At 45.8% G+C, this 24,282-nt stretch carries 17 protein-coding genes; 11 read left to right on the plus strand and 6 right to left on the minus strand.

Going from position 1 to position 24,282, the window contains the following annotated elements; translation table 11 throughout:
* Positions 1-45: 45 nt before the first annotated feature.
* On the minus strand, positions 46-2,631 hold the full coding sequence (locus tag AWH61_RS05885; protein ID WP_075176457.1) for an ExeM/NucH family extracellular endonuclease: 2,586 nt from the start codon (positions 2,629-2,631) through the stop codon (positions 46-48).
* Positions 2,632-2,960: 329 nt separating this feature from the next.
* On the minus strand, positions 2,961-4,283 hold the full coding sequence (locus AWH61_RS05890) for a DUF2252 family protein (protein WP_075176458.1): 1,323 nt from the start codon (positions 4,281-4,283) through the stop codon (positions 2,961-2,963).
* Between the two features lie 299 nt (positions 4,284-4,582).
* Here AWH61_RS05890 and ahpC point away from each other — a divergent pair, with 299 nt between their 5' ends.
* The 5 genes from ahpC (at position 4,583) to AWH61_RS05915 (ending at position 11,382) form a co-directional block, all read left to right on the plus strand.
* Positions 4,583-5,140: an alkyl hydroperoxide reductase subunit C gene (gene ahpC / locus AWH61_RS05895; RefSeq protein WP_425291745.1), complete on the plus strand. Its 558-nt coding sequence runs from the start codon at positions 4,583-4,585 to the stop codon at positions 5,138-5,140.
* A gap of 181 nt (positions 5,141-5,321) precedes the next feature.
* A complete protein-coding gene (gene ahpF, locus AWH61_RS05900; RefSeq protein ID WP_075176459.1) occupies positions 5,322-6,911 on the plus strand; it encodes an alkyl hydroperoxide reductase subunit F in 1,590 nt (529 codons plus the stop codon).
* Positions 6,912-7,178: 267 nt separating this feature from the next.
* Complete coding sequence (locus AWH61_RS05905) at positions 7,179-9,341, plus strand: TonB-dependent siderophore receptor (protein WP_075176460.1); 2,163 nt, start codon at positions 7,179-7,181, stop codon at positions 9,339-9,341.
* 9 nt (positions 9,342-9,350) lie between these two features.
* Positions 9,351-9,887 carry a hypothetical protein gene (locus tag AWH61_RS05910; RefSeq protein WP_075176461.1) on the plus strand — a complete coding sequence of 179 codons (537 nt, stop codon included), beginning with the start codon at positions 9,351-9,353 and terminating at the stop codon, positions 9,885-9,887.
* A 10-nt stretch (positions 9,888-9,897) separates the two neighbouring features.
* A complete protein-coding gene (locus tag AWH61_RS05915) occupies positions 9,898-11,382 on the plus strand; it encodes a PepSY-associated TM helix domain-containing protein (protein WP_075176462.1) in 1,485 nt (494 codons plus the stop codon).
* A 37-nt stretch (positions 11,383-11,419) separates the two neighbouring features.
* Here the strand turns inward: AWH61_RS05915 and AWH61_RS20350 are convergent, their stop codons facing one another.
* Positions 11,420-11,611, minus strand: coding sequence for a DUF8622 domain-containing protein (locus tag AWH61_RS20350; protein WP_075176463.1), 192 nt, complete (start codon positions 11,609-11,611; stop codon positions 11,420-11,422).
* 84 nt (positions 11,612-11,695) lie between these two features.
* Positions 11,696-12,274, minus strand: coding sequence for a demethoxyubiquinone hydroxylase family protein (locus tag AWH61_RS05925; protein WP_075176464.1), 579 nt, complete (start codon positions 12,272-12,274; stop codon positions 11,696-11,698).
* A gap of 205 nt (positions 12,275-12,479) precedes the next feature.
* Here AWH61_RS05925 and AWH61_RS05930 point away from each other — a divergent pair, with 205 nt between their 5' ends.
* The 3 genes from AWH61_RS05930 to AWH61_RS05940 all read left to right on the plus strand — a co-directional run bounded on the left by AWH61_RS05930 (position 12,480) and on the right by AWH61_RS05940 (position 15,887).
* A complete protein-coding gene (locus tag AWH61_RS05930; RefSeq protein ID WP_075176465.1) occupies positions 12,480-13,550 on the plus strand; it encodes an SMP-30/gluconolactonase/LRE family protein in 1,071 nt (356 codons plus the stop codon).
* A gap of 253 nt (positions 13,551-13,803) precedes the next feature.
* A complete protein-coding gene (locus AWH61_RS05935; protein ID WP_014949275.1) occupies positions 13,804-15,468 on the plus strand; it encodes a S41 family peptidase in 1,665 nt (554 codons plus the stop codon).
* Positions 15,468-15,887 carry a hypothetical protein gene (locus AWH61_RS05940; protein ID WP_075176466.1) on the plus strand — a complete coding sequence of 140 codons (420 nt, stop codon included), beginning with the start codon at positions 15,468-15,470 and terminating at the stop codon, positions 15,885-15,887. The genes AWH61_RS05935 and AWH61_RS05940 overlap by 1 nt, the downstream gene beginning before the upstream one ends.
* A gap of 106 nt (positions 15,888-15,993) precedes the next feature.
* Here AWH61_RS05940 and AWH61_RS05945 read toward each other — a convergent pair whose 3' ends face one another.
* Positions 15,994-18,336 carry a YgiQ family radical SAM protein gene (locus tag AWH61_RS05945; RefSeq protein ID WP_075176467.1) on the minus strand — a complete coding sequence of 781 codons (2,343 nt, stop codon included), beginning with the start codon at positions 18,334-18,336 and terminating at the stop codon, positions 15,994-15,996.
* 254 nt (positions 18,337-18,590) lie between these two features.
* On the opposite strand from AWH61_RS05945, the gene AWH61_RS05950 reads away from it, so the two are divergent.
* Positions 18,591-19,055 (plus strand): EVE domain-containing protein, encoded by a 465-nt coding sequence (locus tag AWH61_RS05950; RefSeq protein ID WP_075176664.1) that lies wholly within the window; start codon positions 18,591-18,593, stop codon positions 19,053-19,055.
* Positions 19,056-19,193: 138 nt separating this feature from the next.
* Here the strand turns inward: AWH61_RS05950 and AWH61_RS05955 are convergent, their stop codons facing one another.
* On the minus strand, positions 19,194-19,604 hold the full coding sequence (locus tag AWH61_RS05955) for a hypothetical protein (protein ID WP_014976366.1): 411 nt from the start codon (positions 19,602-19,604) through the stop codon (positions 19,194-19,196).
* A 167-nt stretch (positions 19,605-19,771) separates the two neighbouring features.
* Between AWH61_RS05955 and AWH61_RS05960 the strand changes: the two genes are divergently transcribed.
* Together AWH61_RS05960 and AWH61_RS05965 are read left to right on the plus strand one after the other, a co-directional pair.
* Positions 19,772-22,111, plus strand: coding sequence for a TonB-dependent receptor (locus AWH61_RS05960; RefSeq protein WP_075176468.1), 2,340 nt, complete (start codon positions 19,772-19,774; stop codon positions 22,109-22,111).
* A gap of 15 nt (positions 22,112-22,126) precedes the next feature.
* Entirely contained in the window at positions 22,127-24,280 is a 2,154-nt protein-coding gene (locus AWH61_RS05965; protein WP_075176469.1) for a dihydrolipoyl dehydrogenase family protein, read from the plus strand.
* The last annotated feature ends 2 nt before the right edge of the window (positions 24,281-24,282 follow it).

The raw sequence follows: 24,282 nt of genomic DNA on the forward strand, positions 1-24,282 counted from the left end.
TGAATGAAGCACACCCGTTAAGCGTGTACTTCTTTCTTTCACTTTTTACTTCTTAACAGTAGTCGAACGACGACGAAAGCCAATCGCTGCAGCTAGCAGGGCAAGAATTCCTCCCATTGCTCCACCTGAGCTATCATTGTTTTCTTCTTCTTCCTCTTCAACTACGTCTGCTTGTAGGTCAAAGGTTGCGATGAATGGGTCGTGATCTGAGCTTCTAAATGGACCAACATCAGTAAAGGCGTAACCGTCTTCATCTGGGTAATAACGAAGCGCTTGATCGTACTGCAACTGGTAAGCTTCAACTGAGTTGATGTTCCAGTGAGCACCGTCAATGGCGTCTGCAAGCATAGCTTCACTTGCTAGTACGTGATCTAAACTACCCACCTGTTCAGTTCCGTAGAACCAATATGAGAAGCCTTCTGCATCAAACTCTTCAGCCAAGTTGTGATAGCCGAAGCTAGACTCTACGTCCACTGACGAGCCTTCATCCATACCTGTATTGACCGCGGTCGTAATAGTGTAACCACGAGACTCAGGTGTGTAATCGGTAAGTACAGCTACTGGATCTTCAGCGCTATAAGCGTTTAAGTCGCCTAAGATAACCTTGCGCTCTGGCAGGCTCTCATCACTTAGCGCGTTGCCTAATGTGATAGCTGCCGATACTCGAAGTGCGTTACAGCTACCCTGAATCGTGGTGATTTCAGACGGCGCTTCCGCCACATCTTCTGCACATTGTGAACCTTTTGATTTAAAGTGATTCACGGCAACAAGGAACGATTTGCTGCTTTCAGTGTGTACAAACGATTGAAGAAGGCTTGGGCGCATGCGTGCCAGGCTATCTTCATCAATTTGTTGCTCTGGCATAGCAACTACCATGGCATCATTTTCTGGCGTCACTACTGTAGCTTTGTATAACAAGCCTACAGTAATCGCATCCGTACCAATTTCACTGCCATCACTGGTTGCGATGAATGAGTATTGCTCGGTTTCACCAAGTTCGGCGTTAATAGCATTAACTAGAGATTGGATAGCGCTATCTTCACCAAAACCATCGTTTTCGATTTCCATCAAACCGACAACGTCTGCGTTAAGGTTAACGATAGCTTCAACGATACGACCCTCTTGCAATTCAAACGCCACTTCATCGTCTGCGCCGCGGTTTTCGTCATAATCGAAAGTTACGTCGCCATTTGCATCTACTTCACCATTAAAGTAGTTAAGCACGTTGAACGTAGCAATAGATAGGTTGCCTTCTGTAACCACTGGGTTTGCTTCGCGAGAAGATGTTACTTCGATAACGTCGCTTGGATTAATTCTGTAAGTGCCAAAACTGTAGTTTAGTGGGCCAGCAGCAGAAACCGAATCACCAATGCGAATAGCATTAGCGTAGCTGAAAGTAGGGTAGTAATTAAGAGCGTCTGGGTACTGCGAGCTGCTGTTATCTTCGATTGTAAGAAGGCTTGTCTCGCTCGCTTCTTCTGCCGCAGTATATGCTTCTGACAGAGGCGCAGCTACGTCGCTTGGTTGGCGTTTAATTGTGTCGCTAACAACGATTTCACCAAAACGCCACAGGTTGTTTGTACTCGTCACTGTTGCATCAGTCACGCTAACAACCATACCTTCAACGGTTTCAAGGTCAAGTTCGTACGGCATAGAAAGTTCTACCGCTGCTACAGCATCCGCTGTACCACAATCAAGTGCAGCCACATCACTATCCATAGCAAGTGTGGTCATACCGTAGTTTTCTTCTACTTCACCGTAAAGGCGAACCAGGTTACCTGTTTCAACGTCAACAGAACCTTCTACAAATAAGCCTTCAGACGTGGCGTCGTCAGCGTCGTAATCAGACGCTTCTTCTTGGACAAAGAAGCCGCCAGCACGTGTGCCAGTTACAATAGCTTCAATTATAACGTTATTGCCAACTTCAGCAGAGCTGCTTTCACTGCCCTGTATAGCACTAATAAGTGTCGCGTCTGCACCGCAAATACCTAGCTCAACAGCAGGCTCTTCTGGAACTTCTACAACGTCACCGCCACCTTCAGTGGTAAATGTACCCGCTGGAAACGGCGTTGCAGCGTCAGTGTTAGTGGTCGAGCCATCAAGCGCGTCAACACCACTGTAAGTCCAGTTAGATGCTTCGAAACTGCCGCCATTTGCTGTTTGACCTGACGTACGGTATGCCCAACCGTCTAAGTACTCCCACGTGGTGCCACTACCGTCGGTGTTGATATCGCCAAACGTGTCAATAACGCTGCCATCTTTAAAAAGCTCAATAGCGTCGTCACCATTAATACCCATTGATGAAGTATCGTAGTCTGGTGCAGAACCGAAAAACGCAGTAAATCCATCAATTTCTGATGCTACGTAGATATAAGTACCAGCGCTTGCAGACGCACCAGCTGGAAACGTAAACTCTTCGCCATCAGTACCGCCGCCGTTGTTTGCAGTTCCAAGGGCATAGGCAGATAAATCTGCTATGTCATTGACTACGAAAAGTTCAACTGCTTTTGGAACACCACCGCTTAACGGTCCATCGATAACACCGCTAATGACTAAATCGTTAGCTTGGATGGCGGTTGAAGAAAGTGCAGAAATGATTCCTGCAGATAGTAAAGTTAATGATGTTTTCACGTCATTTTCCCTTTGTAGTTTTCATTATTTTTAATTCACATAATTACTGTTTCTGCTTTTGCCGAAATAGAAAAAACAGAGTGATATGTGAAGCGCAATTTTCTTATTGCTTGAACTACACTAAGGGCATTTGTAATGGATAGGAATGACTTAACCTTATTCAAGCTGTTTTTAAAATATTGCTTAAATATCATGACCTTATCATCTATAGGTAAGTTTACTCATACCTTTAACTCTTAACCAAAAGCTAATATAGGTGTTAAGTAATGCTAACGACATGTCTATAACAACTGTTCGCCTGGTAAAAAATACGCTTTTTATTGATATCTTTATTTCAGCGCACGAGTGAACAGCGCATGGTCATCAACTACTTGTTCTGTATAAAGATTTGCTATTTTTACGAGCAGGCTTTTTACTTGAGAAAAAGATGTTGATGCTGACGACGCGAATCGTGTACTTCTTCTATCGCCTCGGCAGTGAGCTAGCGCAAGGCTATACCCGCACAATTCGGCAAAATACTCAAAGCCACCATTTATCGCTTTATTTCCCATTGCAATATCTTGTGGGTCGATTCCCACTTTAGCGTGATGTCGGGAGCGAACCAGGTAATGCGCATTTTCAAACTTAACTTCATCAAGCACTAAGTCGGGTTTTCTTTGCATTCTTCGTTGGCATCGAGCTGTAAGGTGTGCCGCATTTAGGCGATTAACCGGGTTAAAATCTGGAAAATAATAAATAGGCGCCGCAACACGTTGTTGCTTAACCTCTACAATATGACAATGCGCAAAGCTTGCTGAATTATGTGGTTTTGCTGGTCCTACTAAAAAGTAGTAGCGCGCCATATTTACCGACCCGGTGCCCGCGTCCAGGCGTTTCACTATATCGACTACCGCATCGTCCATGTAGGGAGCAAAAGCTTCTAGTAGCGTGGCGTATTCTTGTGGGCTTAGGGTAGAAAATTTCTCACTGTTGGCCTTAAACCCCAAGGTCTTGCCATCAAAATGAACGGCTTTAGCCAGCGCACTTTTAACCGTGAAGTCTTCTCCTCCTGCGCTACGAGCTTTGGCTTTTTTATATAGTTTGGTCAGCTTGCTTGGCACGGCATCTGGGCAGTAGTCTATGGCTTCATTAATCACCATGGCGTTTTCTACTACTTGGCTACAGGTTTCTACATAACGCTCAATAAATGCGTATTGCGCATTAATAACCTGCTGGTGGCTGACAACAGGTTTAGTGATGTCGATGTTATCGCACGCATACTTTCCATCAACGGTGCCTAGGCAATGTATCTGGGCAAGGTGCAATGAAGTGAGATAACGAAGCACATCCCAATGTGCTTTGCCGACACACGCATCATCAAAGTCGTTGGGTGAGAAGATCACTGTATCTCCGTGAGACCCTTCTTCTGTGAGAAAGCCAAAATTGGAAGTATGACAGTCTCCCATCACGCTGGTGAGGGGAACTGTCTCGCATTCTTTAGGAAAATTGATAAGGCCAGCTTTTATATCAGCGTAAAACAGTTGCGCACTGCCTCTGTAGAAAACAAAGGGGCTGACCTCCATTTTTGCATGCTTTGCCAAAGTGCGAGATGGCGCGTGTCCGTCGATTAGCATTATTTCGTGGGAGATGCGCTGTAGTCGGGAATGGGTCATAGTTTTCTCATTCAGCAGAGTTTAGCCGGTGAAACCGTATTGCAAAACAATCAATCTATTTTGACTCAATTTTCATCGTTCAATTCAATAACCTGATTAAGCGATTCATTTTTACCAATTAGTTTTTTGTGATTGTGCGCGCTATTCTTATCACCAGTTTCGAGAGACATGAATTTTGCGTTACGTGATTATCTTCACAAAACTGCAAAACCATGTCGACACAATAAAAGTAAAGTTTGTATTCGTATGTGTTTAACGTGCGAAAATAATTTAAACCAAATGGAGAATTAAACATGGCATTGATTAATACTGCTATCAAACCTTTCAAAGCAACTGCATTTAAAGACGGCGAATTCGTAGACGTAAGCAGCGAAGACATCAAAGGTAAATGGGCAGTTTTCGTATTTTACCCAGCTGACTTCACATTTGTTTGTCCAACTGAGCTTGGCGACATCGCTGACAAGTACGAAGAACTTCAGTCACGTGGCGTAGAAGTATTTTCAGTATCTACTGACACTCACTTCACTCACAAAGCATGGCACGATTCTTCTGACACGATCAACAAGATCAAATTTGCAATGATTGGCGACCCAACAGGCGAAATCACTCGTAACTTCGATTGTATGCGTGAAACTATGGGTCTTGCTGACCGCGCTACATTTGTTGTTGACCCAGAAGGCATCATCCAAGCGATGGAAATCACTTCTGAAGGTATCGGCCGTGACGCAGATGACCTAGTACGTAAAGTTAAAGCCGCTCAGTACGTTGCAAACAACCCAGGTGAAGTTTGCCCAGCTAAGTGGAAAGAAGGCGAAGCAACACTAGCACCTTCACTTGACCTAGTAGGCAAAATCTAAGCAGCACGCTTAGCGCTTAATATTTGAAAGCTCAGCGCTTTGTGCATAGCACAGTATTAAGCAAATAATTTGTAGGGGGTGGGTCTCCACTCCCTGATATTAATTTCCAATTTCCGCTTATGTTGTTGACCTTTCAAAAGGTTAGCGGGGATCGGCGTGTCGAAAATAAGGCAGAATAACCGTGTTAACTAAAGAAATTTTACAAGCATTGAAATCATATGCAGAGTCAATGCAAAAAAACGTAACCTTTGTCGTACAGACCGGTGAACATAGCAAGCGTGAAGAGCTTGTGACGTTTCTGTCCGACATTGCTTCAGTAAGCGAAAAATTAAACGTAGAAGAGCGTGACACAAATGGTGAGTTGCGCAGTGCAATCAGCTTTTTGTTGGAAGCTGACGGCGAAGATACGGGAATTCGTTTTTCTGGTATCCCTGGCGGTCACGAGTTCAACTCGCTTGTACTTGCCATGCTGCATGCAGCGGGTACTGAACTTAAGCTAGACGATAGCGTTAAGTCGATGGTGAAAGCGGTGAATGAACCACTTAATTTTGAAGTGTTCATTAGCTTAAGCTGTCACAACTGCCCTGAAGTCGTACAGGCACTTAATCAATTTGCTTTGATTAACCCTAACATCAAGACCGAAATGATCGACGGCGGGTTATATCAAAATTTAATTCAAGAGCGCGACATCCAAGGTGTTCCTAGCGTATACCTTAATGGCGAGCTATTCGCGAATGGTAAAGTTGATGCCTCTGTGCTTATCAACAAGTTAATTGAACGCGACCCTAGCCTTAAAGAAGCAAACAAAGGCGATGCGTTACCACTTCAAGACGTAACGGTTATCGGTGGTGGTCCAGCAGGCGTTGCTTCGGCGATTTACAGTGCCCGTAAAGGCCTTAAAGTTGCCATTGTTGCTGAAACTTTTGGCGGCCAAGTTAAAGATACCATGGGTATCGAGAACCTTATCTCAGTACCTAAAACAACGGGCCCTGAGCTTGTTGGTAACTTGATGGAGCACGTACGCGATTACGACATTACGCTCAAAGAGCACGTACGCGTTGATAGCATTGAGAAAGGCAATATTAAAACCATTACGCTTTCTTCTGGCGAACAGATCCGCACTCGCACGGTTATTGTTGCGACAGGCGCACGCTGGAGAGAACTTGGTGTTCCGGGCGAAAAAGAGAACATCGGTAATGGTGTTGCGTACTGCCCACACTGCGACGGCCCTTTCTTCAAAGGTAAAGACGTAGCGGTCATTGGCGGTGGTAACTCAGGTATTGAAGCAGCACTTGACCTTGCTGGCATTGTAAAATCGGTGACGGTATTTGAATTTATGCCAGAACTAAAAGCGGATAAGGTACTTATCGATCAAGCTCAAAAACGCGGTAATATTACCATTATCAAGAACGCGGCAACGCGCCAAATTACTGCTGAAAATGGCAAAGTGAACGCAATTGAATACCAAGACCGCTCAACTAACGAAGTGCACACCCGTGAACTTGCAGGTGTATTTGTTCAAATTGGACTTGTGCCTAACAGTCAGTTTATGAAGGGCACGGTAGACATGACACAGTATGGCGAAATTATCGTTGATACTAAGTGTCATACATCTGAGCCGGGTATATTTGCAGCCGGTGACGTAACAACAGTACCGTATAAGCAAATTGTTATTTCAATGGGTGAGGGAGCGAAAGCATCGCTTGCTGCATTTGAATACTTATTAAGCCATGAAGTGGTTGAGTCTGAACAGGAAAGTGAAGCGGCATAGTCATTAGCCTTTCACTTCTCATGAGAATTAAAGCCGAGCTAACGCTGTTAGTTCGGCTTTTTTGTATGCGCGTATCTTTATGTTACTTAACAACCTCGGTTAACGCGTTTTCTGTTACTTATTGATGTTAATGTGAATGATACTGGTTATCATTTGTGTAAATTTTTGCTAAATTAGACGAAAGTACTAATGCAGCCTTCAGTTCACTTCATTCTTGTAATAGGCGAATTGATGGGTCTTAAAAATTAATAACAGAAAACACTTAACATGAATAAGAAATTACTCAGCTTGGCGGTAGCGGCTATCTTAGTGTCTCACGCACATGCTCAGGAAGATAAAAGTGGCGCTGGCTTAGCTATAGATAAGCGAGAAGCAACAGCGGAAAAAGCAGAAGCGAATGCAGTAGAAAAGATTGAAGTAGTGGGCATGCGTTCTCCGTTTGGCGCAACAAAAACAAATACACCGATTGTTGAACTCGCCCGTACAATTTCCATTGAAACCGCATTAGATTTAAAGCAAAAAGGTGTGTTAAATCTTTCTCAGTCTGCCACCTATATGGCGGGCGTGACGGGGGAGTCATACGGATACGCCACCCGAGTCGATTCAATCTCTTCCAGAGGATTAAGTATTCCGCGCTATCGCGACTCAATTCAAGAGTTGTTTGGCAGCTATAATTCTACGCGAGCTGAAATTTACACAATGGAACAGGTTGAGCTGCTTAAGGGGCCTGCCTCTGTACTTTACGGTCAGGGCTCTCCCGGTGGCATAATGAACTATGTGTCAAAAACGCCCACGTTAGGCAAAGGAAGCGAAGTGGTGTTGTCCTACGGAAACTTCGACCGCGCGCAAGTTGGGGTGGATGTAAACGGCAGCCTGTCTGAAGATGATAAGTGGATGGGGCGTTTTGTTGGTATATATCGTAATGCTGACTCTCAGGTTGATTATGTTAGCGATGATACCCAAGTATTCATGCCGTCACTTTCCTTCATGCCTTCTGACGATACAACGCTAACGCTAATCGGGTTATTCCAAGATACTGATAGTGATACAGCAGCGCAGTTTATTCCTGTGGAAGGCACATTATTGCCTTTGGCTGACGGCACTTATTTACCCGACCAAGATGTTTACGCAGGTGAACCAGGGTTTAATAAATTTGATACTAAGTCGAACCAAGTTACTTTGCTTGGCGAGCACTTGATTAACGATACAACGTCACTTTCATTTACTGCCTTATGGCGAGATGGTGAGGCAGACTACCACCAAGCGTGGCCCACTTTTACGGGCGGTACTCGCTATCTAAACGCTTTTGTAGGGGCACCGGTCGCGCCTACCGATACCTTTGTGCCGAGAACGTTTTATCAAGCAGACAATACGTTTAAGCAACACGCTTTTGATATTCGTGTAAACAAGGGCTTTGTAACAGGCGCTTTCGAACACGAGTTATTAGCGGGTGTACAATATCAACATGTTAAGACTGACGCCAACTCTGCTTACTATGCTGGTGGTGGGGTATTACAAGGTGATTTTAGGTACATTCTGGACTTGGCTAACCCTGAGTACACAGGCGCACCAGAGCAAGCCATTTTCGACGCAATCTACAACGATGCGCCTGAACAGACAGTCACGGACACGGGGTTATACCTGTCTGATCAAATTTCCTATGAAAACTGGCGGGTAACGCTAGGCCTACGTCACGACCGCGTTGATAATGATACGGGCGTAACTGAGCAGGATGACACGCAAACATCATACTCAGCTGGAATTTTGTATCGTTTTGACAACGGCATTTCTCCCTACCTTAGTTACGCTGAGTCGTTCGAGACGGTAGTGGGACTAGATAACAATAACAACCAGCTTAAGCCTGAAGAAGGTCGTCAATACGAGGCAGGGATTAAGTATGAACTCTCGTCAGTACCTGGTTTTATCACGCTGGCGTATTACGATATTGAAGTTTCAAACCTTCCTAATCCTAACGGATTACCAGACGAAGCGGCGCAACAGCAAGGCGTAACGACCATTGAAGGGATTGAGCTAGAAGGGCGCGTAGACTTTGGCCAGATAACAGCGCAGTTTGCGGCGTCGGTCTTGGATGCAGAAGATCCTAACGGTTTTTCGTTGTCAGCACAGCCAGACAGCAATGCATCCCTATGGGTAAATTATTCTCCACTTGAGCTTGAAGCGCTGACGGTAGGAGCTGGTATTCGCTACGTGGGAGAATCAGTTTCTGAGAATGGTATCATCAGATACGACACGCCTAGCTACACCCTTGGTGACCTGATGGTGTCGTACGAGCTAGCAGATAATTTGAATTTGCAGCTGAATGTAAGAAATGTGACCGATAAAAAATATCTCACGTCTTGCTTATTCAGAGGTGACTGTTTCCCAGGTGTACGCAGAACAGTGAACGCGTCGCTAACCTATTCGTTTTAAGGATTTATCATGCTTTCAGTTGCAGCGGGTGGTTTAACACTTGCAGCCTTAGGTGTTATTTATAAAAGTTGGCGCGCTCAAGCGTCAACGTATCTTTATTTGGGTCTTGTCGTATGGCTGGTTGCAGCAGTGTGCTGGTCTTATGCTCAGGGGTGGGAGTTTGGCGTGCTATATGCGCTGTGTATTCCTTCCATTTTAGTGTGGCCTTTTATTGCGTTTAACCAAACGCATTTACCTCAGCCAAAAAATGTACCTCAGCCGAGGAGCTTTGATTTCTCGCGACGTACAGTTCTAGGGAACATCGCAAACTACATTGTGGTGCTGGTTGTTTTATTGGTTGTGAGCGTGTTATTGACGCTAGGACTATGTGCGCTACTACCATTCTCAATAGCAGGGAAGTTGGCTGCAGGTATCGTGCTGTTGCCAATTTTGTGGGGTCTTATTGTTTATCACTACCTTGCTACCGCCCACAAAATTAAAGTTGTTGTTGCTTACGCAGTTTTGGCTGCGCTTTGCCTACCAATACTTATTTTCCTCCCCATGTAGGTGAATATCGATGGATAAAATAACAAAACAAAATGCATTAAATGCACATACTTGGGTAGGCGTTTTTCTAAGTGTACTTCTCTTTTTGGTGTGCTTATCTGGGACCGTTGCGGTTTTTCACTTAGAGTTTGAAAGGTGGGAACAGCCGCATATTGAAGAAATGGAGAATGTTTCTCCTGATGTTGTTGAAAAGGCGATGGACACCTTTTTGGCTCAGAATACGCAAGAGTCTCACCATCTTTATGTGGTTTTCCCTACATCAGATATCCCTCGGTTGGTGGTAGAAAACGATCATGCTGCTTACTTTGCCGACAGTGAAGGTAACTTATTAGAGCAAGAAAGCGTGTCTTTTACCGAAATGCTTGTGAACTTGCACTTGTATCTCAATTTGCCACAAAGTTGGGGAATGATTTTGGTCAGCGCTTTGGGCGCTATCATCTGTACCCTTGTCGTCACTGGAATTATTGCTCACAAACGAATAGCAAAAGATGCTTTTAAACTTCGACGGGGTGGCAACGGTCAGCAAGCACAAATTGATTTGCACAACCGTTTTGGACTATGGGCAGCGCCTTTTCATTTAGTTATAGGTATAACAGGCGCATATTTTGGTATGGCAGGGATCATTTTGGTGGTTGTTGCCTCACTAAATTACGAAGGCGATCGCGACGCGGTTATCCAGAAAATCTTTACGCCAGACCCTGTATTAGCGCCACAGGAAGGTAAACCGGCTATTGGTAGGGCGTTTGCACAAATGGAAACGCTAGCGCCAGAAAAGTCGCCAATATTTTTAACGGTACACGAAGTCGGTAAACCAGAGCAGTTCATCGAAATATATGCCAAGGCACCCAATAGAATGATCTACGCAGAAGGCTATCGATTCGATACGGCGGGTAACTTTATCGGTGTGGCCGGCTATGAATTCGGTGAATGGGGTAAGCAGTTGGTATGGGCGATGTACCGTTTGCACTTCGGTGACTTCGCCGGCCTTACCAGCAAATGGCTGTACTTTGTTCTTGGTGTAATGCTGACCATGCTTTGCGTGTCGGGTATGGAGATTTGGCTGTCTAAGAAGGCGCATCCGCCGTTAGCAAGCAGGCTTTGGTACAGCACGGTGTGGGGTAGTGTGAGTGCACTCGCATTAACTGCTGTAGCAGATATGTTTTTTACAGGCTCGCTCATCGCCGTTTTTTGGTGCCTTATGCTATTTAATACCGGCATTACAGTGGGAGTTAAATCACTCACAAAGCCGATATGGTTGCTTATATCAGGCCTAAGCGTAATGGTGTTACTCATAGCCTATGCGGCTGTGCACCAAAGCGCGACGCTATCGGTTGCGTCACTTCAGCTTAATATACCTATGGTGGTGTACGTGGTGTGGAGTGTTTATCGTGCTAATACGCTGATTAAGCGAGCTAAAAATGCAGAAACACAGATTGAAACCGACGCGAGTAACAGCGCGCCTCAATCAGCGCAAGAAAAAAGAGTGAATGCTTAAATCTTATCGTAACTATTAGGGGCTCACAGGAAGCCCCTTAGTTACGCTTCTTTCTTTTCCACGTACCGCCATACATATAGCCATTGCTGGCCTTTGCTCGTTCTTGACAAGCTTTGCATACTATACGCCACGTGTCTTCATCACCACATCGAATACGAAACTGTGTGTCGGCATTGATACCGCAGTTGTCACAGGGTTTTGGTAGCCGAACTCTGTCCTTTTTTCCCACTCTAAAAGCGTCTCTTTTTTTTCAATTAATAAATTCTCTGATGCCTATTTTTTATCACAGGTCACTGCGCATAAGCTCGAAAACTTAAATCACTTTTGCGATTGCAACGGCAATAGAAGAGCCTTTTTCAACGGCTGTGCCCCATAATTTCATTAATAACGACGGCCTTTTCGTCATTAGGAGCAGCGCTTCATCTCTGTGATGTTGTTCATCTGCTTGGCATTGTCTAAACCGATTTATAACGTTTGAAGGGGGGATGGCTAACGCAGAAATGCGCTTGCATTGTTCTTCGTAATGCGAATCTACGAACTGCTCTACTCGGTAAATGGTGTAGTAAAAGCAATTAATACCGCAAAGTCTTGGAATAAAACCGGTGATAAACCCAGAAGCTATCCATACAGGTAAAATAAAACTTCCCCTAAAAAGCGGCATTTCGTTTTCAAAGACGGCGAGGTGTCGTCTTTCCGTTTTAAGGTGCTCATGTATGAAGGGTTGTGCCTCGCTTTTTGTGCCAGAAAGATTAACCAGTTTTAAAACACATTCGGCGAATAGAGCACCACGGTATATCCAAACGGCTCCCGTCTCTCCCGCGTGGCTCGCACGTAGTTCTTTGTCTACTTGCTTAGCGTGATTATCTCCGAGTGTTTTTGCATAAAATGGCATGACGTACCTCTGTAGCATTTTATAAACAAACGATCTGAAGGGGGGAATGGATGCTACCTAACGAATTTGTAATGCATATTCAAATATGCGCTATTTAGAAAGCTCTGGATGATAGTGTTCTATTTATAAACGAAAGCAGAGTATCGGAGGGTTGCTTGCTATGGTTGATAGATACACAACATGCGTTGCTTGTAGGAGAGCATAAATGAAGGTATTCGGTGGCGTTGTCATTCTGGTTTTAGGGTATTTACTATTGTGGCCAGTTCCCATTGCGCCAATAGGCTGGCAAGCACCGAGCAGTAGCGGATTTTCGGGGGAGTTTGCGGAAAACAACCGTCTGGCAGATCTTTCGCTTATTGAATTAGGCGCAGATAAAGGGCCGGAGGATTTTGCGATAAACGCTGCGGGAACTATTGCAACCGCCACTCATTCTGGTGCGGTATTACTCAAGAAAAAAGGTGAGGTAGCATTTACTCCGTGGATTAACACTGGTGGACGTCCGCTCGGTATCGAGTTTGATACCAACGGCAACTTATTAATCGCCGATGCTCATCGCGGATTGCTAATTGCAGACCCTGAAGGTGAGCTAACGGTATTGGTTAACCAAGTAGAAAACACTAACGTTGTATATGCAGACGATGTGGATATTGCCGACAACGGCAATATTTACTTCACTGACGCAACTACCAAGTTCTCTGCCAAAGAGTATGGGGGAACGCTGCAAGCGAGCCTGCTAGAAATTTTGGAACATAGAGGCAATGGCAGGCTTATAGAGTACGACCCAGTACGTAGAACGAGTAATGTACTGATGGATGGTTTGGTTTTTGCGAATGGTGTCGCAATAAGCCATGATCAAAATTCAGTGTTGGTCAACGAAACCGGTAAATATCGCGTGTTGCGCTATTGGCTAGTTGGGCCCAAACAGGGTCAAGTGGAGGTCGTGATTGATAATTTGCCGGGATTCCCAGACAACATCAGCCAGGCAACTAGCGGCGCGTACTTTCTGGGTCTTGCTTCGCCTCGCTCCGCTCCCGTTGACGCTCTATCTAACAAGCCTTTCATTCGTAAAATTGTACAGCGTCTGCCACAGTTCATGCGCCCGCAAGGTCAAGCATACGGGCATCTTGTTAAAATAAGTGAAAGCGGAGAGGTTTTACAAAGTTACCAAGACCCTAGCGGTGCATTTCCCTTTGTTACAGGCGCAATACAGACCGATGAAGGTGTATATGTGAGTAGCTTAACTGCACGAGCAGTAGGTGTGTTGCAGTTAAACTAGAGACGATAATAAGCATATTGTTACGGCAGAATAAGTAGTTTTCTTTTCTACCGCGATAGAGCGATACGCGTCACGAATGAAACTTACTCATCAACTCTGCAACACGTTTTCTTACATTTCGAAACATTTTAAACTTTTGTTATGTAGTTACGCTTAGAAGGATATGTCACTATCGGCTATGCTAATAAAAGTTGTTTTTAGCACAAGTTTAATAGTTTTGGGCTAGCCGTTTTAAAAGGATATTTTCTAAATCATGAAAGCGTATACGTATTCTTCTGTTGCACTTGCAGTCACGATTTCTCTTCTAGCTGGATGTGGAGGCGGCTCAGGCTCGTCTAATACCCCTCCTGTGGTGACAACGCCTACCACGCCAACGACACCTGTAACAACAGAGCCAGAATGGGAAGCGGGGGTGTATGAACCGCAATCTCAATATCTAGCGAAATGTGAGACTCCTAGAAGCGGTATTGATCCTTTTACTAATAGGGCATACCCAGATACACAAGGTACCGCCATGGATGAAAAGCTGTGGCTACGTACTTGGACTAATGACACTTACTTGTGGTACGACGAAGTAGATGACAATGACCCTGCAAATTTCTCAGTGTTGGGATATTTTGATCAGCTTAAAACCAATGAGCTAACGCCAAGCGGTACGCCAAAAGATAACTTCCACTTTTCACAGGACACTGCCGAATATAACGAACTGTCTCAATCGGGGATTTCATCGGGCTATGGGTTTGATTGGGAATTTGGTTCAACAACCGTGCCGAGAGTACTGACAGTGCGATTCACTGAGCCGGGTTCACCTGCAGCTACTGCTGGCGTGCCTCGCGGTGCAACCCTTTCGCGTATAAACGGCGTCGACTTTGTCAATGACAACACGCAGCAGGGCGTCAATGCGATTAATGCTGCTCTGTTTCCGGAAGACGCAGGTACGGTTACAAGCTTTGAGTTTGTGCAGGTTGATGGTTCAACTCTCTCAGTAGACATCACCTCCGGCGATATCAGCGTAACGCCGGTTCAAAACGCAAAGGTACTCGATACCGAAAACGGCAAAACGGGCTACTTCCAATTCAATACCTTTATCGTTACCGCGCAAGAAGGATTAATTGATGCGTTCGATATGTTTGTTGAAGAAAATGTGACCGAGCTCGTTATTGACCTTCGCTACAACGGCGGAGGACGTTTGGCGCTAGCTTCACAGCTTTCCTATATGATAGCGGGTCCGAACCAAACCAATAACGCAACCTTTGAAACATTGCGTTTTAACGATAAAAACCCAAACACCAACCCTGTCACCGGAGAGACTATTCGTCCAACACCGTTTTACCGCAATGTTATTGACTATAACGCAGGGCAACTTACCGACACGCTTCTGCCTAGCCTTTCGCTGACGAAGGTTTACGTTTTAGCCACGGGTGCAACATGTTCAGCAAGTGAAGCGGTAATGAATGCACTTCGTGGTATTGATGTAGAAGTAGTGCAAATTGGCTCTACTACTTGTGGTAAGCCGTATGGGTTCTACCCAACAGACAATTGCGGTGAGACCTACTTTACTATCCAGTTCCAAGGGGTGAATAACAAAGGGTTTGGTGATTATGCTGATGGTTTCATGCCTACCACCACGCCTAATTTCGATTTTGAGTTGCCGGGGTGTGAAGTTGAAGATGACTTTACCGCAAGCTTGGGTGATCCAAATGAAGGGATGCTGTCAGCCGCATTGGAATATGCTGCTACAGGCTCATGTCCCGAAGTTGTCACGTCAAACGGCGTGGCGGATGTCAAAGCACTGCGCAGTAACCAAAGTGCGTTAGGGGGCGAAAAGCTCATTCCTATCGACAAGCCTGAACAACGCAAAGAGAACTTTATTTTACACAACAAAATAAATCAGCCTGTTATTCAGGAGCGCAAGTAATGTCGCTTCCTAATAAAAAAGGAAAACTGCTAAAAGGAAGACTGCTAGCTGCACCTCTCGCCATACTTTTGCTCTCGGCGAGCGGATGCGCGACAACGCAGGAGGCTGAGTTACACGAGGCAGTAACCAAATCCATCAGTGTGAGTCAAAAGCAAGCTATTGAAAGTAAGATCAGCAACTGGTTTGGTGGTCTAAACATAACGATAGCCGAGGATGCATTCAGTCAAACCGCTAGCATTACGATTGAGCGTAAAGCAAAGGTTGATAGTAGGGGATTACCTATTGACGGAAGGCACGACAACCCTGTTTATAGTTTTACGCTGCTAAGTGATGGTGAACAGTGCGTGTTGCGTAACGACCAAAGTGGGGAACTTACCAAGCTTGAAAATGTGACCTGTTATATAGTGGACGAGGCATAAGTCGAGGCAAATCGACGAAAGCGCAATGTCATCGTTGACAATAGGCCTTAAAAAAACGCCCAGAGTTTACAAGCTCCGGGCGTTTTTGTTTCTATCGTTTGTGCTGCTATCGTTTGTGCATACTTGGCTGCTTTTGCGTACGGCCGCGGCTGTTGCCACTACTATTATTTCCTTTCGAAGCGTTGCCTCTATTCTTATTCCCGCCGGTGTCGTTACGCTGCTGTGCTGTGTTTCCATGACCTTGCTTGTTAGCGTTGGAATTACGTCGGCTCTTATTTACGCCGTTACCGCCTTTGCTGCTCTTGCCCTGAAAGGTAGGAGGAAGCCCAGTATGTTTGGTCAGTGCGCGTTCACCACGACGGCCTTTTTGCGCTTTTTGGCGTTTTTCATCTGCTGTTTCTGGCGGAACAAGGTGCTGAGGACCACGGCCTATCAGATCTTCGCGCCCCATACGTTTAAGTGCTTCACGAATTTGCGCAAAGTTTTTCGGGTCGTGATAACGCAGCATCGCCTTGTGTAATCGACGGTGAATTTCACCTTTTGCAGAAGGCACCTCTTCACTGTCTTTAGTGACTTTGCGAAGGGAATTTACCTCGGTATGGTACATGGTGGTAGCCGTTGCCATTGGCGACGGATAGAAGTTCTGTACCTGATCGAGCTTAAATTTGTTTTCTTTAAGCCAAATCGCAAGGCTTAGCATATCTTCGTCGGTGGTACCCGGGTGCGATGCAATAAAGTAAGGAATAAGGTACTGCTTTTTACCTGCTTCTTGTGAGTACTTATCAAATAGCTCTTTGAAGCGGTAGTAGCTGCCCATGCCCGGTTTCATCATTTTTGAAAGAGGACCATCTTCGGTGTGTTCTGGAGCGATCTTTAAGTAGCCGCCTACGTGGTGAAGAGCCAGTTCTTTCACGTATTCCGGGTCTTCTACCGCTAGGTCGTAACGCACGCCTGAAGCAATCAATATCTTTTTAATTCCAGGCAATTCACGAGCACGGCGGTATAAATCGATAGTTGGCTTATGATCCGTATCCATGTGCGCACAAATGCTAGGGTACACACAAGAAGGGCGACGACATGTTGCTTCTGCTTTCGGGCTCTTACAACGCAGGCGATACATGTTCGCCGTCGGGCCGCCTAAGTCTGAAATAACACCAGTAAAGCCCGGTACAGTATCGCGTATTTGCTCTATTTCTCGAATAATAGAGTCTTCAGAACGGCTTTGAATAATACGCCCTTCGTGTTCAGTAATAGAGCAGAAGGTACAGCCGCCATAGCACCCGCGCATAATATTAATACTGAAGCGGATCATGTCGTATGCAGGGATTTTAGCATCGCCATAGACAGGGTGAGGCACACGCTGATAGGGTAAATCAAATACCGCGTCCATCTCTTCGGTTTCAAGCGGCATGGCCGGTGGGTTAATCCAAATGTGTCTGTCGCCGTGGCGCTGCATTAGCGCACGCGCACAACCAGGATTGGTTTCTTGGTGCAAAATACGCGACGTATGTGCGTATAACATCTTGTTGTCTTTCACCGTCTCGTACGCAGGTAGCTTAACGTACACGTTTTCCCAAGGCTTACGCTTTTCTTTCTCTTTTTGCGCAGGCTGAATCACAATGGGGGCGGCTTCTGGCGCTTCACTGCTTTTGGCGTCTTTATCCTGCGAATCGCACTCGGGCTCCATCTGGTAGGGGCTTGGAATGGCGTCTATCTTGCCCGGCCTGTCTAGAGAGGTCGAGTCAACACCTTGCCACTCTGGTAAGGCTTCTTTAACGATAATCGCAGTACCGCGAATGTCTCGCAAATCGGCAATATCTTCACCTGCCGCTAAGCGATGAGTGACTTCAACAAGAGGACGTTCGGCGTTACCGAAAAAGAGCATGTCCGCTTTGGAATCGAACAGTACAGAGCGGCGTACTTTTTCACTCCAATAGTCGTAGTGCGCAATGCGACGTAAGCTGGCTTCTATGCCACCAACAATAACAGGCACACCTTTAAACGCTTCACGGCAGCGCTGTGAATACACGGTAACCGCACGATCAGGGCGCTTGCCACCTACATTGCCTGGCGTGTAAGCGTCATCGTGACGAAGCTTTTTGTCAGACGTGTAGCGGTTTATCATAGAGTCCATATTGCCGGCTGTTACGCCGAAATACAGGTTGGGTTTACCCAACTTCATGAAATCGTCTTTGCTGGTCCAGTCTGGCTGAGAAATAATACCCACGCGAAAACCATGCGCTTCAAGTACTCGGCCAATCACCGCCATACCAAAACTAGGGTGATCTACATACGCATCGCCCGTTACCAAAATAACGTCACAGCTGTCCCAGCCAAGGGCATCCATTTCTTCCTTCGACATGGGGAGAAACGGCGCAGTACCCAGGCAGTGTGGCCAATATTTAGGGTAAGAAAACAGACCGCGATCGGCCTTAATGGTGGCTTGCATAGTAATCACATCTAGATAAATCAGAGAGTTGCTGAGCTTAAATAAGGCTGTAGCTCAGAATAAGTGCGTAATTATAGCAGTGTTGGCCAAGCTAAGGTATAGCACTGTCATTAAATTAAAGAGCTTTGTATACTCACTTAAAGCAACAAGCTGCAAAGCTAGCCATGAGCGCAGGTTTTTATAAGCGCTTCAAATGCCCGCATTTAGCGAATGAAAGGCTTGTCTATTTACAACGAAGAGAATTAACAACGACTATGGCGTATTGGCTATTTAAAACAGAACCTGATGCATTTTCAATCGATGACTTGGCAAACCGCCCAGAACAAACGGAACCGTGGGACGGCGTAAGAAATTACCAGGCGCGTAACTTTTTACGAGACGGCGTTAAACGGGGTGACAGAGTATTTATCTATCATTCAAGTTGCAAGCTGGTGGGCATTGCAGGTGTTGCTGAAGTGGTAAGAGACGGCTACCCGGACACCACGCAGTTTAACCCTGAATCAAAATACTACGATCCTAAATCAAGTCAGGATAACCCCCGCTGGTATCGCGTTGACGTGAAATTTGTAGAGAAATTTTCAAGCGTTCTGCCGCTTTCAGTGATTAAAACGATGACCGGTATTACTGAACTGCCATTGGTCAAAAAAGGTGGAAGACTGTCAATCATGCCTGTAGAAGAGGCTGAATGGCAGCAACTGTATGCTGCTGCCAAACAGTAAGTTAAATGCTAAAAAGCGTAGCCGTCATATCTTGTTAGCTTACTAAAGCTAAATATAAGGGCTATCGCTATGCGCTAACTTTCTAGCGTGCGGTGTATCTAGCGGTATTATCTAGCGTGATTAGCTAACGAATAGCTGCTACTTGCCAAAGGCAAATTTAGTATCGGCATCGCGCAATAGGAAAAGTGCAAAGCACGCGCCCCACATTGGCCATGCAGCAAAAAACAGCAGGTGATTAAAGGCATCTAGATACTGCGGGAATGAAGACAGAGTAGACCCACCGTGAAGAATAAAAATAAGACCGTAGGTGTATTTTTTCGCAAGTCCCGCTAAGAACGCCAAAACCAGCGCAAGCTGCAGTGCGCCCATAACGTAAACGGCCATTTCAGGCACGCCGCCGATACCATAGAACTTTTCAAAAATGGCCATGCCGTGGGCTGGGTTAACAAACTTATCGAGTGTCCATACGAACATAACGATAAATATTGTTACGCGAAGAGAAAGTAGCGACCATTGTAGTCGGTTTTGAATATCGGTGTTGTTTTGCATACATGCTCCAAAAGTATAATAGTGCAAGCATACTAGAACGACCGTTCAAAATAAAAATTTCAATTAATTTTGTGTTTTTTAATATTTTTTTGAAAATTAAATGTACTGAAATTTTTTGTGACGCGTATCGGTCTTGTCGAACAAGAATTAAAAATACGGATCTGTTAATGAAAAAAGTAATCGGCCTAGCCGTTAGCACACTCGCACTTGCCGTCAGTCAATCGCTCTATGCCCAACAAGTGGCAGACATTGAAGTAGTTGAGGTAACCGGAAACCAGCAGAGTTTAGATACGCTAAATCCTGGCGATAACACACTTAAAGGCATTTTCGGTAGCGGTTTAAGTGCAGCTGAGACACCTAGAGCGGTGACGTCACTGTCGGCACAAGCGATAGAGGCACTTAACATTAACGATTTACACGACATCGTAAAAGCGGCGCCTAACGCGTACGCCTCTAGCGGTTTTGGCACGCCAAGCCTGCCCAGTATACGCGGCCAATTAGGTGAGCTTTTTCAAGATGGTATAAGACGTCAAGCGGGCAACAATGGCTTTGGTTTGCCTTTGTCGTTCAATAGCGTTGAGCAAATTGACGTGGTGAAAGGGCCGTCGCCAGTGTTGTTTGGTAGTACGCAGCGCAATGGTGGCTTTGTAAACCTTCAAACTAAGGTTGCGCCTACGACAGAAAGCAAGGGGAAAGTCACCCTTCGCGCCGGGCGCTGGGATCAGTATTCAGCGCAAGTGGATTACGGCACAGCTATAGAAGAAGGTAAAAGTGGTATTCGCTTTAGTGCAGAGTACTTAGACCATGGCAGTTTCTACGATTTTGCCGAGCGCGATAGCACGAACCTGTTTGTAGCCTATCGCTATACGCCAAGCGATGTACTGACGTGGGATATCAGCGCGGAGTATTATGACACAGACTATCCAGACAACGCAGGTATCAACCGCCCAACGCAAGACCTTATCGATAACGGTATTTATATTACTGGGCAAGGCACTCAGCCGAATGGCAGTACAGTACCGGGGGCAGGTGCTATCATTTCTCCTACCGGAGAAGTGGTTATTCCTCGCAACCGCGTATTCACAAATCCTGACGACATTAACGGTGCTGAAACTACGGTTATTCGAAGCAGTGTCGAATACAAAATGACTGATAACGTGGCGCTTCGCAACATTACTTATTATCAATATCTTGAACGTGAAGAAATAGCGCAAAATAGCTTTGTTGAGATCATTGACGGGGCTGACACGTTCGAAAACCGTACTGAGCTAGATTATAAGTGGAACGACAGCCAAACCACGACTGTAGGGTTAGCGCTACGCTACAACGACGTGTTGGGCTATAGCCAGTTTACCACTGAGGCCGATAATCCGATTGATTTAACCGGGCCTATCTCAAACCGCGTTATTCCGCTTACCGATGCCCAAAAAGCCCGATTAGTTGAGTTGCGTCCTGGCGTATATGTTTCACCGGGGGCGCAATACGACGTAGACGGTGATGGTAACGGCGATTTTAACTTGTCAGACACCACCGACTCTACCGCATGGCAAACAGGCCTGGCGCTTCAGCAGCGCTCTATTTGGACCGACAAATTTTCAACGATTGCTGGCTTACGTGTTGATTACTATGACGTAGACGCGCGTGACCCACTAGCGCCGATTGGTGTTGAAGCAGCTTCAGATTCGTACAGTGATACATTAACCAGCTACCAGTTAAGTGCAGTGTACAAATTAACGGGTGATGTAAATGTTTACGCGGCGTTTTCAGAAAACGACGCAACATCGAACAGCATGGCGGGTGGCACGGTGTTAGGCGGTAATAACGAGATTAACCCGCTTAACTTTGCTACTGAAAATACGCTGTACGAAGTGGGTGTAAAATATGCGCCAAACAGCAGCTGGTATGCAGAGGCCGCTGTGTTTGACCAAACCCGAAGCCTACGTAACCGTGATGGCAGTAACAGTGGTGTGAAAACGCAAGGTTTCGAACTACAAATGTTCTATCAAGCAGACGATGTTTGGATCAATGCCGCGTATAGCTATTTAGACGCGCGTTTTGATGATTCAGCGGCGTTTCAAGGTACGGCGCAGGTTATTGATGCGTTTGATAATAGTCGTCCTGATATTATTGAAGGTACAGGAGTAGGATCACCTTCTTTTGCCGCGTTCCCTGCATCAGACAGTCGCGTTCAGGGGATCCCGCCACAAATTGCTTCTATTAACGCTGGCTGGCAAATTACGGATGACCTGCAAGTGGGGGCAAGTGCGCTCTATACCAAGTCATTCCCACTAGACTTTCTGCAAACGGTGCATATTCGCGACCAATATACGGTTGATGTAAATGCAGATTATCAAGTAACAGATGACCTTCGATTGCGTTTAGATATCATTAATGTGACCGATGAAGAAAACTGGCAGCCGCTGTTTGAAGGTGGGTATTTCGGTGCGACACTTGTCATGCCAAACGTACCTCGTCACGCTCAAGTTACCATGCAATACGCGTTTTAAGCGCTAAGGATATTTATGTTTAAGAAAGTAGCGCTTTTAGGGGTTATTGTTGCCGCCATATTTAGCTTTTTTTATTTTGATTTAAATAGCTATCTAACCCTTCAAGGTATGAAGGATTCACTCGATACGTTTCAATCGCAGATTGCTCAAAACCCGGTATTAAGTATAGGTGTGTTCTTTGCCATTTATGTTGCCGTAACTGCACTTTCTTTGCCGGGTGCGGCTATTTTGACCCTGGCAGCAGGGGCTTTGTTTGGCCTGGTTCAAGGCTTAGTTATTGTATCGTTTGCCTCGAGCGTAGGGGCAACGCTGGCGTTTTTAGTTTCACGCTTCATATTACGCGACACCGTGCGGAACAAGTTCAAAGAAAAGCTTAAAAAGATTGATGAGGGCGTGGAAAAGCAAGGTGCGTTTTACTTGTTTACGCTGCGTTTAGTACCGGTATTTCCGTTCTTTTTAATCAACCTGTTGATGGGGCTGACATCACTTAAGACTTGGACATTCTACTGGGTAAGCCAAGTGGGCATGCTTGCGGGCACCGCGGTATATGTAAATGCGGGTACTCAACTTGCCCAAATAGACAGTTTGTCTGGCATTGTCTCACCTGGGCTTATCTTTTCATTTGTACTTTTAGGCATATTCCCTTGGATAGCTAAAGCTATCGTAGCAGTGGTCAATCGCCGTCGCGTCTACAAAGGCTACAGCAAGCCAAAGAAGTTTGATCGCAACTTAGTGGTTATTGGAGCGGGTGCAGGTGGTTTGGTTACCAGCTATATTGCTGCTGCGGTGAAAGCAAAAGTCACGCTGGTAGAAGCTGGCGAAATGGGCGGCGACTGTCTTAACTACGGCTGCGTACCGAGCAAAGCCATTATAAAAACGGCAAAAGTGGCCAATCAAATGCGCCATGCCGATAGCTATGGTTTAGAGCCGGTAACACCCGCTATGTCGTTTAAAAGGGTGATGGCACGTGTGCACGAAGTGATTGCGGCAATCGCGCCTAATGACAGTGTAGAGCGTTACACTAGCTTGGGTGTTGATGTTGTAAAAGGCTATGCGAAAATCATCGACCCTTGGACAGTTGAAATCAAAAAGAACGATGGCGGTACCCAAACACTAACCACAAAAAATATTGTGGTTGCTACAGGTGCAGCACCATTTATTCCCGAATTACCAGGCATTGAGCAAAGCGGCTATGTCACCTCTGATACCTTGTGGACCAAGTTTGCTGAACTTGAAGACGCGCCAAAACGTTTAATCGTATTAGGTGGCGGGCCTATTGGTTGTGAGCTCGCCCAAGCCTTTTCACGCCTTGGCAGTGACGTAACGCAAGTTGAGCGTGCCCCGCGTTTAATGGGCAGGGAAGATGCGGATGTGGCGGAGTATGCTGAGTCTGTTCTTAGAGAGAGCGGCGTAAACGTATTGACGTCCCATGATGCGCTTCGCTTTGAACAACAAGACGGTGAAAAAGTACTTGTTGTAGCGAAAGAGGGTGTTGAATCTACTATTGCCTACGACGAAGTCATTGTGGCTGTGGGACGAAAAGCCCGTTTACATGGTTTTGGTCTGGAAGACTTAGGTATTCAGTTTGATAGAACAATTGAAACAGACGAATACTTGCAAACCCTGATGCCCAATATCTTTGCCGCTGGCGATGTAGTAGGGCCTTATCAATTTACCCACGTGGCCGCCCACCAGGCATGGTACGCCGCAGTCAACGCACTTTTCGGCACGTTTAAGAAATTCAAAGTCGATTATCGCGTTATCCCATGGACAACCTTCATCGATCCGGAAGTAGCGCGGGTGGGCATTAACGAGCGGGACGCTGCCGAGCAAGACATTGACGTTGAAGTAACGCGATACGAGTTTGCAGAGTTAGATCGTGCTGTTGCGGAAAGTGCCAGAAAAGGGTTTATTAAAGTGCTCACGCCACCGGGCAAAGACAAGATACTGGGCGTCACTATCGTCTCGGAACACGCAGGAGACTTACTGGCTGAGTTTGTTGTTGCGATGAAGCACGACCTGGGGTTAAACAAGATCCTTGGCACTATCCACGCTTACCCAACATGGGCTGAAGGCGCAAAGTATGCAGCAGGGAATTGGAAGCGCGCAAACGCACCTGAAAAATTGCTCAGCTACGTAGAGAAGTTCCATACATGGCGCAGAGGATAGTT

This window comes from Alteromonas sp. W12 (assembly GCF_001924945.1).
Lineage (GTDB): Bacteria > Pseudomonadota > Gammaproteobacteria > Enterobacterales > Alteromonadaceae > Alteromonas > Alteromonas macleodii.